The organism is Arthrobacter sp. P4_H3, from assembly GCF_056400885.1.
Genome location: NZ_JBFUKK010000029.1, coordinates 27337 through 43457, shown reverse-complemented (window position 1 = coordinate 43457; position 16121 = coordinate 27337). Strand labels below are relative to the sequence as shown.

General features: G+C 62.0%; 11 protein-coding genes and 4 pseudogenes. 6 read left to right on the top strand and 9 right to left on the bottom strand.

Annotation, left to right across the window (positions count from 1 at the left end; translation table 11 throughout):
• A partial coding sequence (locus AC1DRE_RS23470) for a tautomerase family protein (protein WP_476986883.1) occupies positions 1–205 on the bottom strand: 205 nt, incomplete at its 3' end.
• A gap of 356 nt (positions 206–561) precedes the next feature.
• The gene (locus AC1DRE_RS23465; RefSeq protein WP_476986882.1) at positions 562–1164 is read right to left on the bottom strand and encodes a TetR family transcriptional regulator; all 603 of its coding nucleotides are present in this window, start codon (positions 1162–1164) and stop codon (positions 562–564) included.
• Positions 1165–1247: 83 nt separating this feature from the next.
• Here AC1DRE_RS23465 and AC1DRE_RS23460 point away from each other — a divergent pair, with 83 nt between their 5' ends.
• Positions 1248–2027 (top strand): SDR family NAD(P)-dependent oxidoreductase, encoded by a 780-nt coding sequence (locus AC1DRE_RS23460; protein WP_476986886.1) that lies wholly within the window; start codon positions 1248–1250, stop codon positions 2025–2027.
• A 90-nt stretch (positions 2028–2117) separates the two neighbouring features.
• A pseudogene (locus AC1DRE_RS23455) lies at positions 2118–2231 on the top strand (ATP-binding cassette domain-containing protein); the annotation flags it as partial.
• A gap of 70 nt (positions 2232–2301) precedes the next feature.
• On the opposite strand, the gene AC1DRE_RS23450 reads toward AC1DRE_RS23455, so the two are convergent.
• Both AC1DRE_RS23450 and AC1DRE_RS23445 read right to left on the bottom strand, forming a co-directional pair.
• On the bottom strand, positions 2302–3060 hold the full coding sequence (locus AC1DRE_RS23450; RefSeq protein WP_476986881.1) for an SDR family NAD(P)-dependent oxidoreductase: 759 nt from the start codon (positions 3058–3060) through the stop codon (positions 2302–2304).
• Entirely contained in the window at positions 3057–4460 is a 1404-nt protein-coding gene (locus AC1DRE_RS23445; RefSeq protein ID WP_476986880.1) for a DUF6421 family protein, read from the bottom strand. Before AC1DRE_RS23445 ends, AC1DRE_RS23450 begins: the two co-directional genes overlap by 4 nt.
• A 647-nt stretch (positions 4461–5107) precedes the next feature.
• On the opposite strand from AC1DRE_RS23445, the gene AC1DRE_RS23440 reads away from it, so the two are divergent.
• Both AC1DRE_RS23440 and AC1DRE_RS23435 read left to right on the top strand, forming a co-directional pair.
• Complete coding sequence (locus AC1DRE_RS23440; RefSeq protein WP_476986879.1) at positions 5108–6664, top strand: amino acid permease; 1557 nt, start codon at positions 5108–5110, stop codon at positions 6662–6664.
• A 171-nt stretch (positions 6665–6835) separates the two neighbouring features.
• Positions 6836–7797: pseudogene (locus tag AC1DRE_RS23435) on the top strand (ABC transporter ATP-binding protein); the annotation flags it as partial.
• Here the strand turns inward: AC1DRE_RS23435 and AC1DRE_RS23430 are convergent.
• From AC1DRE_RS23430 to AC1DRE_RS23420, 3 genes and pseudogenes are all read right to left on the bottom strand, one after another.
• On the bottom strand, positions 7794–8432 hold the full coding sequence (locus AC1DRE_RS23430) for a hypothetical protein (protein ID WP_476986878.1): 639 nt from the start codon (positions 8430–8432) through the stop codon (positions 7794–7796). The pseudogene AC1DRE_RS23435 and the gene AC1DRE_RS23430 overlap by 4 nt on opposite strands.
• Positions 8429–9613 (bottom strand): AAA family ATPase, encoded by a 1185-nt coding sequence (locus tag AC1DRE_RS23425; protein ID WP_476986885.1) that lies wholly within the window; start codon positions 9611–9613, stop codon positions 8429–8431. The genes AC1DRE_RS23430 and AC1DRE_RS23425 overlap by 4 nt, the downstream gene beginning before the upstream one ends.
• Positions 9614–9622: 9 nt before the next feature.
• A pseudogene (locus AC1DRE_RS23420) lies at positions 9623–9862 on the bottom strand (AAA family ATPase); the annotation flags it as partial.
• Between the two features lie 327 nt (positions 9863–10189).
• On the opposite strand from AC1DRE_RS23420, the pseudogene AC1DRE_RS23415 reads away from it, so the two are divergent.
• Positions 10190–10294 (top strand): annotated as a pseudogene (locus tag AC1DRE_RS23415) (ABC transporter ATP-binding protein); the annotation flags it as partial.
• 506 nt (positions 10295–10800) lie between these two features.
• On the opposite strand, the gene AC1DRE_RS23410 reads toward AC1DRE_RS23415, so the two are convergent.
• Entirely contained in the window at positions 10801–11169 is a 369-nt protein-coding gene (locus tag AC1DRE_RS23410) for a hypothetical protein (protein ID WP_476986877.1), read from the bottom strand.
• Positions 11153–11665, bottom strand: a complete 513-nt coding sequence (locus tag AC1DRE_RS23405) for a hypothetical protein (RefSeq protein ID WP_476986876.1) — start codon at positions 11663–11665, stop codon at positions 11153–11155. The genes AC1DRE_RS23410 and AC1DRE_RS23405 overlap by 17 nt, the downstream gene beginning before the upstream one ends.
• 787 nt (positions 11666–12452) lie before the next feature.
• Between AC1DRE_RS23405 and metH the strand changes: the two genes are divergently transcribed.
• Positions 12453–16103, top strand: coding sequence for a methionine synthase (metH, locus tag AC1DRE_RS23400; RefSeq protein WP_476986875.1), 3651 nt, complete (start codon positions 12453–12455; stop codon positions 16101–16103).
• Positions 16104–16121: the final 18 nt, after the last annotated feature.

Here is a 16121-nt window from a genome sequence, read left to right as displayed (position 1 = left end):
GGATGAAGACGGCGTCTTCGGACCGGTAGATACCGAGGTAGTCGGGGTCGGCGATGACTTCGCCGCGGGGGTGCTGGGTGACGACCTGGAAGCGGTCCTCCGGAACACCCAGGTGAATGATCATCTGGTCGTAGACGACGTCTGCGATCGTGCGGCGGTACTCCGGTGACTTGCCTTCGGTGAGGTCGATGCGAGCGAGTGGCATGGTCTTTCTCCCTGTGTTTGTTTTGACGAAACAGAACTGGATGGATGGCTGTGCTTGTCCTGCTGAAAATAACTCTACCAGCGATTAGACCGGTCGTCTAGTGATTTCTTTGCAAATATCTATTCCGGGTGATTAATCGCCGGAAACGAAGACGCCTTCTCGGCCGCCTCGTGGCGTTCCGGGGAGCGCGCCTTGTCGGGCTAGGCAACCAACTTGTGCAGGGCCTGCGAGGATGTTGCTGGAAGCCTCGGGGAGCCCCCTCCGGGCGCCAGCTTGTCATAACGTCCAATATCGCCCGTCGTAGAGTTTCTGACTGCGGCCCCAGTCGAAGCGATTGCGCCGATTAGCAATCCCTGTCACTCCGGTACCCGCAGCACCCCAACAGCAGCCACCAAATACGGCACCGGATCAGGATCCGTCTCGGCGGCCCACCGCATCCAGGCCTCGAATGTCGCGCCCATAAACGCGGCGCAGAGATACCCCGCAACATCCTCAGCAACCCCTGCTGAAACCAAATACGCCCGCGCCCGCTCGCGCTGCGGCGCCAAGGACTCGTAGCTTCGGCTCGCCAACTCGGGGTGTTCGGCGATCAGCCGCAGCCGGCCCCGCGTCACCGCCAGGTCAGGAATCGCGGAAACCCCGGCGACAGCCGCCTCGCGCAGCCCCGCCAGCACGTCGCCGTCGGCCCCGCCCTCGACGCGAGCTGATTCCAGAACCAGGCCCGACGCCTCGACCACCGGCTCCATCCCGCCCCAGACAAGCTCGGCCTTGTTCGAGAAGTAGCGGTACAGGCTCTTGCGCCCGATCCCCGCCTCGCGCGCGATGTCCTCCATGGAGGTTTGCTCGTAGCCGCGCTCGGCGAAAAGGCGCAGCGCAATGGCGGCCACGGCGTCGGGATCAATCGTCACCGGGCGCCCGGTGGAGCGCGGAACGGCGGTCGTCAAAGCATCCGAAGGCATCCCACCAGTATTCACCCTTACATAATGACACAGAGTGTCATAAGGTGGATCGCATCACCCTCAGCAACGTCTGGAAGGACATCATGGGCAACGAAGCTTCATGGCAGGAAACCACGACCAACGGCCGCTTCGCCGGCAAGACAGTCATCGTCACCGGCGCCGCCTCGGGCATCGGCCAGGCCACCGCGCTGCGCATCGCCAAGGAAGGTGGCCGCGTCATCGCCGCCGACATCAGCAAGGAACGCCTGGACGACCTGGTGGCCGAGAACGCCGGACTTGACCTGGTCCCCGTGGCCGGCGACATCTCCACCGAAGAGACCGTGGTCGCGGTAGTCGCGGCCGCCGGCGGGCGCATCGACGCCCTGGCGAACGTCGCCGGCATCATGGACAACTTCGCGCCCATCCACGAAGTGGAAGATGAGCTCTGGGACCGCGTCTTCCGGATCAACGTCACCGCCCTGATGCGACTTACCCGCGCAGTGGTGCCGCTGATGCTCGAAGCCGGAACCGGTTCCGTGGTCAACGTTGCCTCCGAGGCCGGCCTGCGCGGTTCCGCCGCCGGCGCCGCCTACACCGCGTCCAAGCACGCCGTCGTCGGCCTGACCAAGAACTCGGCCGTGATGTACGGGCCCAGGGGCCTGCGCTTCAACGCAGTGGCCCCCGGCCCCACCATCACCAACATCGTGGCCAACTGGGGATCGCAGCTCGCGGCCGAACGCCTCGGCCCGCTGATGCAGGCCACCGTTCCCACGCCCGCCACCGCGGCGCAGCTCGCCGCGTCCATCACCTTCCTGCTCAGCGACGACGGCACCAACATCAACGGCGCCATCCTCGCGTCCGACGGCGGCTGGTCGGCACTGTAGGGGACCGGCATCAAACGTAAACGGACGACGGCGGGAGGTCCCGCCGTCGTCCGCTCACTGTCGCTGCGTACAGCGGATGCTCGCGTCGAAGTGGCTCCCACCGGGGCCGGCAAGACCACGCTGGTGAACCTGATGATGCGGTTTTACGAGATTGATGCCGGGCGGATATCGCTCGACGGCGTGGATCTCACCTCGGTAGCCCGGTATGCCGGGTCGTGCAGGCGTCCCGCCAGTCCCTGCGCGGGACGCCTGCTTTGGTATCAAGGCAGACGCTTTATGCCGGTGCGCTGACGGGGTGGCCGGCCGTGAGGGGCAAGCGCCGCCCGTTGATCTGTTCTGCCTCCAGGTGGAAGATCCGCTGTGCAGCGTCGGCAAGGACACTCACATCGGTGAAGCCCGGAAATTTCCGTTCCGGCTGGGCTGCGCGCATCCGGTCATCGACCAGGGCCTTCACGACGAAGACCAGGGCGGCTGAATGTTGGGCGGAGAGGGGGCTTTCATTTCCTCCCTGCACCTGCCGGAATCCGTCCGCCACGGCCAGGGTCCATGCCTCGGCGGCGGACTTGACGGCGGCATAGGCGGCGCCGTCCGCTGTCGGCGAGGAAGCGGACTGCGCGGAAACAACGGCCAGACGACCCACGGGGGAGGCAGCCAAGTCATCGTAAAACGCGCGGCTGGTGTTCCTCAGGGTGGTGAGGACACTGGTGTGCAGGAAGTCCCAGTCTTCATCCGTCTGGCCCTTAAGGCCTGTGCCGCCTCGCCACCCTCCTACAAGATGGATAAGGCCGTCCACGGGACCCAGATCGGTCCGGACAGACGCCGCCAAGTCCTCAACGGCTTGCAGGTCCGCGAGGTTGCAGACATAGCCCGTAACGTTGTCGTACGCTACCGAGAGCTCCTGCACTCGGTCCTCAAGAATGTCCACGGCGGCTACGCGTGCCCCTGCTTGCGAGAGGGTGCGGACTACTGCGACGCCGGCTGCGCTTGTCGAACCGGCGACGACGACCGTACGCCCGGAGAGGTCCTGGCTCATGCGCCCGCCTCGCACTCAGCCTTGACAGGGCTCTTACCAGTGATTCCTGCAGTTGAGTCAATAACAGGGCGCATCTTCTTCTCCAGTGCTTCGTAGAACATCGACAGGGGGAATTCGTCATCAAGGATCTGGTCCGTCAGATCCCGGGGCGGGCCGTCGAGCCGAAGGGCCTCCGGTCCCTTGGCCCACGCGGAGGCGGGGTGGGGGGTGAGGGTTTCCGAGACGAGCTCGTAGGCAGCCAGCCAGTGTGCGGTCTTCGGCCGGTCGATTGAACGCCAGTAGAGTTCCTCGATGCGGAGACCCAGCTCGACGACCACGCCGGCGACGTCCTTCCAGTCGATGCTCAACTTTCCATCGGTCCAGTGCAGGACCCGGTGCTGGTGCATCCATGCGAACAGCAATTGGCCGCCCACGGCGTCGTAGTTACGGACCCGGTTCCCGGTAATCGCAAAGCGGAAGATGCGGTCGAAGATCACGGCGTACTGGACCAGCTTGGCGTGCTTGCGGGCGTCCTCGGCGGCCGTTTCGTCCCGCTCGATGAGGACTGATTCGCGGAAGGCGGTCAGGTCGCAGCGGAGCTCTTCCAGGGAGTACAGGAAATACGGCATCCGCTGCTTGATCATGAAGGGGTCAAAGGGCAGGTCACCGCGCATATGGGTCCGGTCATGGATCAGATCCCACATCACGAAGGTCTTCTCCGTGAGGTGCTGGTCGTCGATGAATTCCGCGGCGTCAGCCGGCAGGTCCAGGGAAGTGATGTCGGCAGCAGCTTTTAGGACGCGACGGAACCGGGCAGCTTCGCGGTCCGCGAAAATGCCTCCCCAAGTGAAGGAGGGGGTGCTCCGGACCGCTACGCTCTCGGGGAAGAGAACTGCGGAGTTCGTGTCATAGCCGGGCGTGAAATCGACGAAGCTGATGGGGACGAACAGCTTGTTGGAGTAGTTTGCGGCCTCCAGTTCAGCCACGAATGAAGGCCAAATGACCTCGATGAGGACGGCCTCGAAGTAGCGGTTGGTGCTGCCGTTCTGCGTGTACATGGGGAACACAACCAGGTGCGGTAGCCCGTCGATGCGCCACTGCTCGGGGTGGAAGGCTACCAATGAGTCGAGGAAATCCGGTACGACGAAGCCCTCGGACGCCCACCGCTGGAAGTCCTGCACGAGCAGTTCAAGGTAGTCCCTGTCGTGGTGGAAGTGGGGGCACAGATCGTTGATTGAGTCAGTAATGATGCCGACATTTTGGCGGGCCTGGTCATGGTCAGCGGGTTCCGGAACGGAACCGTCCTGCACTTGAACCTGCTGCAGCCCGATGACGGCTGCCTTCAGAGCCTGCCATGCGGGGAGCGCCTTGACGTCGTCCGCCCGGGTGGTTATCACTTCCGGGTTTGCGATTGCAGACATGCTCGTTCCTTCCGTTGAGGGGATTCCTGAAGAAGCTAGCAGTGCATAAGCATCCGTGAAGGATTCTTGGCTCATGAATAAGAAATTCTTTTGCTCGGTGCCGCTCTTCATCGCGATGCCTGCGTTTGACCTTAGGGTCGGGCGTCTTTAGGGCATCCCAGAAGCGGCGCATCATCATGGATAACCAGCGGTATCGGACGATCCGAGGTTCAGTTCCTGCCACTCGTGCCATCACTGGCATCGCCTACTCGCCCGCCTGTTGACGCGCCATAGCAGATCATCAGAGCTGCTTAGTCACCGGGCAGCATCAGACCATAAACTCTTATGCTCAGATCGGATAACCCATGCCTATGCGTAAGGACTTCACCGTCGGACGTGCAACATTCGCCACGCCAAATGTGGCTTCCCTTGCGTGTGTTAGCTTGATCACCATCCTTCCCGGCCCGAGGGCTTCGGAAGGCCCAAATTCACCGCAGCTACCTTTTCGGAGGCACCATGGGACTTGGCTCCCACACACAAATTAGTGATCGGGCTATTGCGATGGCCTATCTGTTCGACACGGCAGTCGCTGAAGCCTGCACCGGTCGAGCCGCTATTGGCACCGGGAACCCGACCCGGCCAGCAACGATGTCCCAGGGTGGTGCTGCATGACACCACCGAGCGGAACTCTCACAGAAATCAAGCCCAACGGAACAGAGGGGTCTTCCGTTGCGATAGCGGCAGATCACGCTTCCGGCGAATCAACCAACGAACTCAAGCGCGGGCTAAACCACCGCCACCTGCAGATGATCGCCATCGGCGGTGCGATCGGTACCGGGCTGTTTGTGGCCTCGGGCAGCACCATTTCCCAGGCGGGTCCCGGCGGTGCGTTGGCCGGCTACGCGCTGGTCGGGCTGATGGTATTCCTGTTGATGCAGTCACTGGGCGAGATGTCGGCCAAGATTCCAGTTGCCGGTTCGTTCCAGTCCTTTGCCACCCGTTTCGTATCCCCGTCCTTTGGGTTCGCGATCGGTTGGAACTATTGGTTCAACTGGGCCATCACGGTGGCCGCAGAGCTGGTCGCGGCCGGAATCATCATGGACTTCTGGTTCCCGGGGGTCCCGGGATGGGTGTGGGCCGGGATCTTCCTGCTGGTGCTGACCGGGCTCAATGCCCTCTCGGCCAGGGCCTTTGGTGAGTCGGAGTTCTGGCTCTCACTGATCAAGGTCAGCGCAGTGGTGCTCTTCCTGATCGCCGGCGTGCTGATGATTTTCGGCATCCTCGGGGATAACTCTCCGGGACTGAGCAACTGGGAGAACCGCGATGACGTGTTTCACGGGGGGTGGGTCTCGATCATCTCGGTCTTTATGGTTGCCGGGTTCTCCTTCCAGGGCACCGAGCTCATAGGAGTCGCCGCCGGCGAAGCGAAGAACCCGCGCCGCGAGGTGCCCAAGGCTATCCGCACTGTCTTCTGGCGCATCATGCTTTTCTACATTGGCGCCATCTTTATCATCGGCTGCCTCGTCCCGTTCACCGATCCGAGCCTGCTGGCCTCCGGTGAGTCCGATATTGCATCATCGCCCTTTACCCTGGTCTTCTCTCGCGCCGGAATCGCCTTCGCAGCGGCCTTGATGAACGCTGTGATCCTGACCGCAATCCTGTCCGCGGGCAACTCCGGACTATATGCCTCCACTCGGATGCTTTACGCCATGGCCCATGACGGCATGGCCCCGAAGATCTTCGGCCGAACCAATGCGCGTGGTGTGCCGATCGCGGCGTTGCTCGCGACGGCGGCCGTGGGACTCTTCGGGTTCCTCTCCGCGATCGTCGGGCAGGGTGCAGCCTACTCCTGGCTGCTGAACATGTCGGGCCTATGCGGCTTCATCGTCTGGGCGGGAATCGCGGTCTCCCACTACCGTTTCAGGCGCGGCTTCCTGGCCCAGGGAAACAAAGTCAGCGACCTGCCGTACAAAGCATCCCTGTTCCCCATTGGCCCACTGCTGGCCTTCGCCCTGCTCATACTGGTCATCGCGGGACAGAACTACGAGGCTGTGCTTGCCGGACGGTCCGTGGAGGTGCTTTCCTCCTACATCGGGTTGCCGCTCTTCATCGTTCTATGGCTGGGTCACCGCTACATCACCAAGTCCAAAGTAGTGCCCCTGCTCGAGATGGATCTCACGGCACCCAAGGACGTTGAGGACGAGCTCAGGGGCGCCACCCAGTAGCTAGGCCAGAAAGAGGGAAGCCGGGTGAGAGCGGCACCCGGCTTCGCTCTTACCCCAGGTCAGTAAGATCCCCGCAGTCACCGCCCTCGAACCGCGCGGGGTCGACGCCATCGTACTGAACTCGCAACCGGGCCGAACGAGATGCGCAGGAGGAGCCCCGCCGGGAAGGCGGCGAGCTTCGGGGCGCAGTTCATTTGGGGGCTGATCATGCCGGCCATGACGTTGGTCGGGAACTTGGTGTACGTGGGGATCGCGGTGGTGGCGGCCTGCAGGTGGCGACTGGGGCCATGCAGCTGGGCGACGTGCAGGTCATACAGTACTCGCGGCAGGTCACCGTGCCGCTGGTGCAGCTTGGCCAACTTGCTGCAGTCCGGGGTGGCTTCGGCGGAGCGGGGCGGCTGGTCTTCGAGAACGTCTCGTTCTCCTACTCGCCGGACAAGCCGCTGATCACTTCTCTCAGTCTCGTGGCCGAGCCGGGGCAGACAGTGGCGATCGTCGGCCCGACCGGGGCCGGCAAGACAACACTGGTGAACCTGATGATGCGGTTCTACGAGATCGATGCGGGACGGATAACGCTCGACGGCGTGGACGTCCACGCGATGACGCGGTACGAGCTGCGCTCGCGGCTGGGCATGGTGCTGCAGGATACGTGGCTGTTTGGAGGATCGATCCGGGACAACATTGCGTACGGGCGGCCGTCGGCTTCGGAAGACGAGATCTTGGAGGCCGCGCGGGCGACGTACGTGGACCGGTTTGTCCACTCGCTGCCGGAGGGCTGCGACACGGTGCTGGAGGACGAGGGGTCCAACGTGTCCGCCGGCGAGAAGCAGCTGCTGACGATTGCGCGGGCGTTCCTGGCACGGCCTTCGGTGCTGATCCTGGACGAGGCGACTTCTTCAGTGGATACGCGGGCTGAGGTGCGGGTGCAGAAGGCGATGAGTGCTTTGCGGAGTGACCGTACTTCTTTTGTGATTGCGCACCGGCTGTCCACGATCCGCGACGCCGACCTCATCCTGGTGATGGAGGCCGGCCAGATCGTGGAGCAGGGGACACAGGCGGAGTTGTTGGCGGCGGGTGGGGCGTATGCGCGGTTGTACGAGGCGCAGTTCGCGGCTCCGGTGGCGGAGGTTTAGGAGTTGCTCAGCTGGTTCACGTAGCGATCGATGCTCTGCAATGTATGTTGCCAACTGGGTAGGCCTTCTAATGCTTCTGGATCTAGTTGATCCAGCAGGTTGCGACGGTGCGAACTGAACTTACCTGCAATTTTCTGCCGCCTTCGACCACTCTCATTGCTGGCGATCAGTATGACATCCTGTAGCAACTTCTTCGGATCTCGGACGCCTTCGACATTTTTTAGTTTAGGTAGGCATAAATTAATCTTGGAATTCGGTTTGCCAGCTGCCTTGCGAATTGCTGATTCATTCAGCAGCAACCATGCCTCGGTCATAGTGCGCGGCACGACCTCGATCGTTGGGAAACCTGATCCGAGAGTCTCTCCGACGGCGGAGGATATTTCTGCAAGTCGTACACTGGGTTCTTGGTTGTCACAGTCTCGGTGGATGACAACAAACTCAAAGCCGGAAAACAACTTTTGTGCGGTGCGGATTTTTGTGGATATGTCCTTACCGTCGGCTCCGAGCCGGTCAGCACCCAAACTGCGGATGTCAGCGTCAACGCCGCGCATGGTGAACGCATCTGACACTAATCGGGCAAGCGGATCATCGGATGATCCTTCACCAATGAATAAACCCAGAGACTTCATCATCATTTGAGACCCTCGAACAAATCCGCGGGTAGTGATAGCTGGGCGCCGCTCGGTGCAGTGAGGTACGGGATCAGATCGCCTTTTTCGAAAGAGGGTTCCTGCCCGATCACGCGCCAGGAACCCTTGTAGGGCATGCATCTCAGAGCCCGAACGGGCGTCCCCTCAACGGAACGAGTCCGCCGCACGTCGGCCATAATCAGGTCTTCCGGGGCGCAGAGTTGAATAACACCAGGGGAGTGCGTATTGATGATGACCTGACGGAAGGGGTTGTCATCGCCGGGTGCTTCGTCAACATCAACGGCGATGTCACGCACAAGCTCGACTATTGACGGGAGATTAGCGGGATGAATGCCGTTCTCCGGTTCCTCAAGACAAATGACACCGGTGAATGAAGGATCTTCGAGCAATACGCATAGTGCTAGGAATCTGAGCGTTCCCTCGGAAAGTGCTCTTGCTGGGAGGCGAAGTCCACCCCGTTCAGTTAGGAAAAGCGTGAATACCTCGCGCACCGGATCCAACTCGACCTCAATTGTGTCGACGTCGATACCAATTAACTCTGAGAGTCGTGTAGCAACCCGCGAATAAAGATCGGCGCCGCTGCGCTCGTCCTCGGCGGATTCGGAGTCGGCGGCAATTCGATAAAGGGTGGCTGCGAGGTAGTTTCCATCAGAAGCCAGGTGTTTGGGGTCATTATAACCGTTTGGTTTCCTTAGAGAGGAAGGCTCAAGCGCAAGTTGTTGCCAGCTTTCCATTTCACGGCGAGCCGCCAAGATGGTGGGATAATCCTTCACATTCACTGTACTAAGGATCGTTCGGCCAGTTTTGTGCGCAGCCCTAGGTGAAGGTTTGCCGGAACTTCCGCCGTCACCATGCATGTTGATGACCGTCATTCCGTCTTTTTCGCCAGTTGAAAGGAACAGGCCTGCTCGTCTTTCGTTGGTCACAACGGTATCCCTAAATTCCTTGGCGGAATGCGGGAATCTTAGGTGTTTCCTGGCCTCTCCTTTATTGATGTGTGACAACTGTTCGTGTGTGAGGATAAGCCGGCCAACGCCAGCGGGGCCATGAGGTTCTTCATATCCAAGACCAAGCTCATAGCGAAGGAATGTTGTCTTGACTTCAGTTATTGCACCCAGATCGTCCTCAACTACTCTAGGAACAATCATCTCCACTGCAAAGCTCATCACACGTTCCGTAGCTGAGAACCCATTCCAGAAGAGCTCTCGAGGGTCTGTAGATCTGGACTCAGCAGAACCTCTAATTAGCTGGCATGCTTCATGCAACGGTCGACGAGCTGCATGTGCAAGAAACATTATGGCGTCAAAGATATTTGACTTTCCTATGCCGTTTGGACCGGCGATGCATGTGAAAGCACCGAATTCTAGTGTGACATCTTGGAGGTTCTTGAAGCCGTGGACTTCAATCCTGGTCAACAAAATTTGCCTTTCCTGCGGGCTAAGGGGCGGGTGGCCAGTAGTCGCATGGGGTTGCCGGGCGCAGTACCAGTCTAATTGACTCAGCAGTAAGGATAGTGTCGTTTAGGCGAGCCCGAGCGGAATTTTCTTTCCCGCCGTCTAACGAAACGCCTTGAGCATTGTTCGACGACCGTGTGGGTCAGCATTGCGGAACGAGCCCGGATCGCAGACCTGCCGTCCCACGGTGCCCTGTGCTGTTTGAATGTGCCGTGACTTTTCTGAGCGGGCTGCATAAGCAGGCACGCCTGACAAACCTGATGCCACAGCCAAACGTGAGTCCGCGCGTCGGTGACGGTCGAAGAGAAGCAGGTGCTGACGAATGCCCGCGCGTTCCTGGCGAAGCCTTCGGTGCTGATCCAGGACGAGGCGACGAATTCGGTGGATACTCGCCAGATCGGTGCTGCCCGTTGGCTCACGTCTCTAGGTCCGGGAGTGGTGAGTCGTTGCCTCGGCTGGAAAGGTCCGTTTCGGGCCGGGTTTGAACGACTTGTTGATCCGGCGGTTCCCGGGTGCGGATTTGGCCTGGACGAGGACTTCCAGCTCCCGGTCAGGGCTAGGATGTGCCGGGACAGGGCCGCAGGCTTGAGGCGTTTGAACTGGGCATTCATGGCGATCACGGGGCCTTTGCGGATCCCTGAGTGGCTGGCGACGCGCTGGTGGGGGTCAGGGTCCCCGTTGCTACCCAGGGCGCACTCGAACTAACCTTGCGCTGCTGCAGCCCCTTACGGCCCGTTCTACGGCGTAGCGACTTCCTGAGTATCGCGAACGTGGTTCGGGCTTACAGCACGCAAAGGCAGCGCGGCGTGAACACTCACGAATAGTATTGCCGCGGTCACCAACGTGGACAGGGATATGCCTGGTGGTCCCCAAGTTATGTTGCTATTATCTGGCGCTGCTCAGAACGGGGGCTCGGCTTTCGCCCTCAGATCGGCCAAGAGCTTCCCAAATATCTGGGGAGCGCCCTTTGCCGACCGATATGCAAGATTACGAAGTTCGTGAAGCTTCTCGCCTGCAGTCCACTCGCGCTCGTCATCTAGAGGCTCGGACTCAAGCCGTGCCAGTTCGGTAGCCGCCCGGCCCTCGCCAAGCCTGACACTTAGGAAGTAGGGGATTCGCCCATCATCGTCGATTGAGCCGATCTCGTAAGAATTGTCGCCGACGATGGCCACAACACGCGCATCCTGTTCCGTCCACTTCAAAGTGTTAGCACGAGTGGCTGTCGCTAGCTCGGCGACGAGCAGCATCCATTCATCTTCTTCGAACATCCGGGTCCTCCTGCAATTTATAACGGATTTGGGCAACTATGCCGGCCAGTTCACTTGAGAGTTTTCCTATTTCCGCCGAGACGCCCTTTGCAATTCGGGCAACGTCCGGATTCTGCTTACCGGCCAGGGCCTCTTTTACGTCGAGCGCTCGATTTCCCGCCGCTCTCACCCTATCTATGAGTTCAGCGGCGCCTTCTTCGACGTTTCCAAGAAGAGATGCAATCTCATGCGCAGCGTGAGCAAACCTAACCAGCGCACGCTGCGCTGCTCCGGATCCATTGGCACCTATCGCGATGTCCAAGTCTGCCTGGAGGTCCCGAAGTATAGGCATGGTGGCCGATAAAGCATCACCGCTGAGCTTCACTTGGGCAGCGCCCAAGGCAGCAGTGGCGGCAAATGCTGCTTTTCGCGTCCTATGAAGCTGAATAAAAGCGATCATGAAACCAACCGCGGTTCCCCCCAGCCCCAGCCAGTCCCACCACCCCGGCTCGTCCATGCTGCCCCCAAATGTATCGAATTGGACCATCGATAACCGCAGCCATCTCAGTGAATCTCTAAGGACTCTACTTTATAGTTCGGTACGTACCGAATGGGTCGTCAATGGCGTCGAGCGCTTCTGGCGCACCTATGTTGTGGCGACAGTCGACCAACCACGAAGAGCGGCCAAACGGTGCCACCTTGCGGCAGTTCTCATGCCATCGCTCCGGTGCATGTAGGTTCAAATTTTGATGCCCATTTCACGTATGCGCCAAGTCAAATAGCGAACTGCCGAAACCCGACGAGCGGGTTTCGCCGCACAACGGCCCTAGACTTCATGCTCTTGACATGGCTTCTCGCGAGGACAGACATGTCTTCAGAACTTCGCACCTTGTAGGCCACCCCTGTCAATACCAAGGAATGTCCGAACAATCCCGGCTTCGAACCAGTCTGCAGCTCCAGCAGCGAAGTTAAAGGCGGCTCTGCATTAATATCTTTACCGAGTTCACGAGGGGCAGGCTCGGCGCAGTCGGCGCATACCTGCGCCAGCAAGAGACAGAGCTCAAGCCATTTGCCGTAGAGGTTTGCAGTTGCCAAAGCCGTCGGTGCCGCCATCGTACATTCCGCCTGCAAAGCGCTGATCCGCCTAGTTCATGCCCGAGCAACTGCACCCGTCTGACTTCGCCGAGATGCTTAGAAGTAGTCTCGTGTTAGTGAGAAGAACCCTCATCGCGGCCCACCACCCCGCCGCCGTAGTACACGGACACACAGCGCAACGTTCCAGCCCTCAGACGTAATCTGTTTAGATGCCTCGTTTCGCGCTTGATATTGAGTCCGTCCCCCGTCCCGTCCGCGCCCAGGCGCTCCTGGACGCAGTGAACCATCGGGTCGTCATTGCCGACGGGGCCATGGGCACCATGCTGCAGGGCCGGGAGCTCTCCCTCGAGGACGACTTCCTGGGGCTGGAAGGCTGCAACGAGATCCTCAATGCCACGCGCCCGGATGTCCTCGCGGACATCCACGACGCTTACTTCGCAACCGGCATCGACGCCGTCGAAACCAACACCTTCGGTGCGAACTGGTCCAACCTCTCCGACTACGGCATCGACGACCGGATCGAAGAGCTCGCCCGGAAGGGCGCGGAGATCGCCCGCGACCGCGCCGAAGCGGCAGAAAAGACAGACGGCCGCATGCGGTGGGTCCTGGGCTCGATGGGTCCGGGCACCAAGCTCCCCAGCCTGGGCCACACCACTTATGACTACCTCAAGCAGACCTTCGCCCTGCAGGCCGAGGGCCTCATCGACGGGGGAGCGGACGCTTTCCTCATCGAAACCAGCCAGGACCTCCTGCAGACCAAAGCCGCGGTCAACGGCTGCAAGCAGGCGATCGTAACCCGCGGCATCAGGCTCCCGATCTTCGTTGAGGTGACCGTCGAAACCACCGGAACCATGCTGATGGGCTCCGAGATCGGCGCCGCGCTCACCGCCCTCGAGCCGCTCGGCGTCGACGCCATCGGCCTGAACTGCGCCACCGGGCCGGATGAGATGAGCGAGCACCTGCGCCACCTGGCCAAGCAGTCCTCCGTGGCCATCGCCTGCATGCCCAACGCCGGCCTTCCGGTCCTTGGCCCCAATGGCGCGCACTACCCGCTCTCACCCACCGAACTCGCCACCGCGCACGAACAGTTCGTGCGCGAATTCGGCCTCGGCCTCGTGGGCGGATGTTGCGGTACGACGCCGGAGCACATGGCCGCCGTCGTCGAGCGTCTTGCGCCCTTCCGCACCGTCGCCGCGGTCACCAGCGGCGGGCGGGGCGCCGACGGCAGCCGCGTTCCCACCGAGCGCGAAGCAGGCATCGCATCCCTCTACCACCACGTGAATTTCGACCAGGAGTCTGCCTACCTCGCCATTGGCGAGCGCACCAACGCGAACGGTTCGAAGGCTTTCCGCCAGGCGATGCTCGACGAGCGCTGGGACGACTGCGTCGATATTGCCCGCGAGCAGGTTCGCGTCGGCGCACACCTGCTGGACGTCTGCATCGACTATGTGGGGCGCGACGGCGTGGCCGACATGAAGGAGATCGTCTCGCGTTTCGCCTCGGCCTCCACGCTCCCTCTGGTCATGGACTCCACGGAACCGGCCGTTCTTCAGGCCGGGCTCGAACACATCGGCGGACGCCCGGTGGTCAACTCCGTCAACTACGAGGACGGCGACGGTCCGGACAGCCGCTTCGCGCGAATCATGCCGCTCGTGAAGGAACACGGCACCGCCGTGATCGCGCTGACCATCGACGAACACGGCCAGGCACGCACCACCGAGGGCAAGGTGGCCATCGCCACCCGCCTCGTCGACGCCCTGGTGGGCGAATGGGGGATGCGCGTCGAGGACATCATCGTCGACGCCCTGACCTTCCCCATCGCCACCGGCCAGGAGGAAACCCGCCGGGACGCCATCGAAACGATCGAAGCCATCCGCCAGATCACCGCGAAATACCCCGGCATCAACACCACCCTCGGCGTCTCCAACGTGTCCTTCGGCCTGAACCCGGCGGCGCGCATGGCCCTGAACTCGGTGTTCCTGCACGAGGCCGTGCAGGCCGGCCTGACCAGCGGCATCATCGACGCGGCCAAGATCGTGCCGCTCGCTTCACTGCCGGAGGAACAGCGCAAGGTGGCCTTGGACATGGTCTGGGACCGCCGCGAATACGACGCCGACGGCAACCTCACATACGACCCGCTGGCCAGCATGCTGGACCTCTTCGCAGGCGTCGACACCGCTGCGCTGAAGGACCAGCGCGCCGCGGAACTCGCGGCGCTGCCCACCGGCGAACGCCTCGCGCGCCGCATCATCGACGGCGAAGGCAAGGGCCTGGAAGAGGACCTGGACCTCGCACGCAGCGAAGGCATGACCCCGCTGGCCATCATCAACGACCAGCTGCTCGAGGGCATGAAGGTGGTGGGCGAGCGCTTCGGCGCCGGCGAGATGCAGCTGCCCTTCGTGCTGCAGTCCGCCGAGGTGATGAAGACCGCCGTGGCGCTGCTCGAGCCGCACATGGAGAAGTCGGACTCGTCGGGCAAGGGCACCATGGTGATCGCCACCGTGCGCGGCGATGTGCATGACATCGGCAAGAACCTGGTGGACATCATCCTCACCAACAACGGCTACAAGGTGATCAACCTCGGCATCAAGCAGCCGATCGCCGACATCATCGCCGCGGCCGAGGAGCACAACGCCGACGTGATCGGCATGTCCGGGCTGCTCGTGAAGTCCACCGTGGTGATGAAGGAGAACCTGGCGGAACTGCAGTCCCGCGGGCTCGCGAAGCGGTGGCCGATCATCCTCGGCGGCGCGGCGCTCACCCGCGCCTACGTCGAGCAGGACCTGGCGGGACAGTTCGAGGGCGAGGTCCGCTACGCGAAAGACGCCTTCGAGGGCCTGTCGCTCATGGAGCCGCTGGTGCAGGTGGCCCGCGGCGCCGACCCCACCGCCGTCGGCCTTCCGCCGCTGAAGAAGCGGATCCATAAGGGCGGCCCGAAGTTCAAGGTGACCGAGCCGGAGGCAATGCCCGGCCGTTCCGACGTCGCTGCCGACAACCCCGTGCCTGCGCCGCCGTTCTGGGGCACGCGCATCGTGCGCGGCGTGGCACTCCACGACTACGCGGCGTTGCTCGACGAGCGCGCCACATTCATGGGGCAGTGGGGGCTCAAGCCCGGCCGCGGCGAGGACGGCGCCTCCTACGAGCAACTGGTGGAACTCGAGGGCCGGCCGCGCCTGCGGTACTGGCTGGACCGCATCCTCGCCGAGGGAATGCTCGACGCGTCCGTCGCCTACGGCTATTTCCCGGTGGTCTCCGAGGGGGAACAGGTGGTGGTGCTGCACCACGGGGAGGATCACGACGGCGTGCTCGGCACTGCGGGACTGCTCGCCCCCGACGGCGGCTCAGGCGGTCAGATCGGTACCGAGCGGCTGCGTTTCGACTTCCCGCGCCAGCGCCGGGACCGGCACCTGTGCCTCGCCGACTTCGTACGTTCGCGCGAATCGGGCCAGATCGACGTGCTGCCGGTGCAGCTGGTCACCGCCGGCTCGAAGATCGACGAGGTCACGTCCGAACTGTTCAAGGGCAACCACTACCGCGACTACTACGAGCTCAACGGCCTGGTCATGCAGCTCACCGAGGCACTCGCGGAATTCTGGCATGCGCGCATCCGCTCCGAGCTGGGCTTCGCGGCCGAGGAGCCCAAGGAGAAGGCCGGGTACTTCAAGCTCGACTACCGCGGTGCGAGGTTCTCGCTCGGCTACCCCGCGTGCCCTGACATGGAGGACCGCCGCAAGGTGACGGAGCTGCTGAAACCCGAGCGGATGGGTGTGGTCCTGAGCGATGAGCTGATGCTGCACCCCGAACAGTCCACCGACGCGTTCGTGTTCCACCACCCGGAGGCGAAGTACTTCAAGGTGTGAGTCGGTGCCGGTAGTTCG

What these genes read in the sequence shown, in the direction of transcription:
- AC1DRE_RS23465 (WP_476986882.1), bottom strand. Translation starts at nt 1,164, where the DNA reads ATGCCTTCGGATGCTTTGACGACCGCCGTTCCGCGCTCCACCGGGCGC.
- AC1DRE_RS23460 (WP_476986886.1), top strand. Translation starts at nt 1,248, where the DNA reads ATGGGCAACGAAGCTTCATGGCAGGAAACCACGACCAACGGCCGCTTC.
- AC1DRE_RS23450 (WP_476986881.1), bottom strand. Translation starts at nt 3,060, where the DNA reads ATGAGCCAGGACCTCTCCGGGCGTACGGTCGTCGTCGCCGGTTCGACA.
- AC1DRE_RS23445 (WP_476986880.1), bottom strand. Translation starts at nt 4,460, where the DNA reads ATGTCTGCAATCGCAAACCCGGAAGTGATAACCACCCGGGCGGACGAC.
- AC1DRE_RS23440 (WP_476986879.1), top strand. Translation starts at nt 5,108, where the DNA reads ATGACACCACCGAGCGGAACTCTCACAGAAATCAAGCCCAACGGAACA.
- AC1DRE_RS23430 (WP_476986878.1), bottom strand. Translation starts at nt 8,432, where the DNA reads ATGATGATGAAGTCTCTGGGTTTATTCATTGGTGAAGGATCATCCGAT.
- AC1DRE_RS23425 (WP_476986885.1), bottom strand. Translation starts at nt 9,613, where the DNA reads ATGAGCTTTGCAGTGGAGATGATTGTTCCTAGAGTAGTTGAGGACGAT.
- AC1DRE_RS23410 (WP_476986877.1), bottom strand. Translation starts at nt 11,169, where the DNA reads ATGTTCGAAGAAGATGAATGGATGCTGCTCGTCGCCGAGCTAGCGACA.
- AC1DRE_RS23405 (WP_476986876.1), bottom strand. Translation starts at nt 11,665, where the DNA reads ATGGACGAGCCGGGGTGGTGGGACTGGCTGGGGCTGGGGGGAACCGCG.
- metH (WP_476986875.1), top strand. Translation starts at nt 12,453, where the DNA reads ATGCCTCGTTTCGCGCTTGATATTGAGTCCGTCCCCCGTCCCGTCCGC.